The following is a 1,220-nucleotide window of genomic DNA, read 5'->3' as shown; positions in this document are numbered from 1 at the left end:
TGAATAGCCCCGTGTTTCTTAGACGCCTTCGTGTCTCAGTTTCTGCTGCCGCTCAAAGTCGACGGGCGACAGCATTCCGTTCCGGGCGTGCTTGCGCTTTGGATTGTAGAACATCTCGATGTAGTCGAACACATCCTGCCTGGCTTCTTCGCGTGTTCGGTAGGTCCGTCGTCTGATCCGCTCACGCTTCAGCAGGTTAAAGAAGCTCTCAGCGACCGCGTTGTCATGGCAGTTTCCGCGGCGGCTCATCGAGTGCTCCAGATTGTGGGCCCGAAGGAACGCTGCCCAGTCCATGCTGGTGAATTGGCTGCCCTGATCCGAATGGATCAGAACCTTTTCCCTGGGCTTCCTCCGCCATGTCGCCATGAGCAGCGCTTGCAGGACAACTTCGGTCGTCTGGCGGCTTTGCATCGCCCATCCAACGACACGACGCGAGAAGAGATCGATGACAACGGCAAGATAGGCGAAGCCTTCCTGCGTGCGGATATAGGTGATGTCGGTCACCCAGACGCTGTCCGGTGTCGCCACGTCAAACCGCCGGTCCAGTGCGTTGTCGACGACCACCGAGGGCTTGCCGCCATACTTCCCCGGTCGACGCTTGTAACCGATCTGCGCCTTGATGCCGGCCAGCTTGGTCAGGCGGGCAACACGGTTCAGGCAGACGCTTTCGCCTTGCTCGAGAAGGTCGTCATGCAGTTTGCGGTGACCGTAGACCTTGCCACTTTCCACCCATGCCTCCTTCAGCAGAGCAATCTGCCGCTCGTCTTCTTGAGCTCGCTTGCTCAGTGGGGCCTTCAGCCACGCGTAGAAGCCACTCGGCTGAATACGTAAGCAGCGACACATCGCCCGAATAGAGAACTGCCCGCGATGCTCGGCCACGAACGCGTATCTCACTTGGCATCCCTGGCGAAATACGCGGTCGCCTTTTTTAGAATGTCCCGCTCCTCCGTCACTCTCAGGAGCTCACGCTTGAGCCGTCGGATCTCGTCATCCTTCTCAGCGTCGCCGGATGACGCCTTCGCGAACTTCTTCTTCCAAGAGTAGAGAGAGTATTGGCTCACGCCCAAGCGCTCGGCCACCTCCCTGACCGGGTAGCCCCTCTCCGTGATCTGCGCGACGGCATCTCTTTTGAAATCGTCGCTGAACTTGGTGCTGCTCATCATGGCCTCCTTGCCTCAAAATTAGCAAAGAAGGCGTCCACGATACACGGGGCTATTCAG

General features: G+C 58.4%; 1 protein-coding gene. It reads right to left on the bottom strand.

Annotated elements, in window-relative coordinates; translation table 11 throughout:
- Positions 1-18 precede the first annotated feature (18 nt).
- A protein-coding gene (locus TP2_RS12095; protein WP_420804614.1) for an IS3 family transposase occupies positions 19-1,160 on the bottom strand; the annotation gives its coding sequence in 2 pieces (ribosomal slippage) (positions 19-920 and positions 920-1,160; 1,143 coding nt in all).
- Between the last annotated feature and the right edge of the window lie 60 nt (positions 1,161-1,220).

It is taken from the genome of Thioclava pacifica DSM 10166 (genome assembly GCF_000714535.1).
GTDB classification, from domain to species: domain Bacteria; phylum Pseudomonadota; class Alphaproteobacteria; order Rhodobacterales; family Rhodobacteraceae; genus Thioclava; species Thioclava pacifica.
The sequence above is the reverse complement of the archived record's forward strand: the minus strand, read 5'-3'. Positions and strand labels throughout refer to the sequence as shown.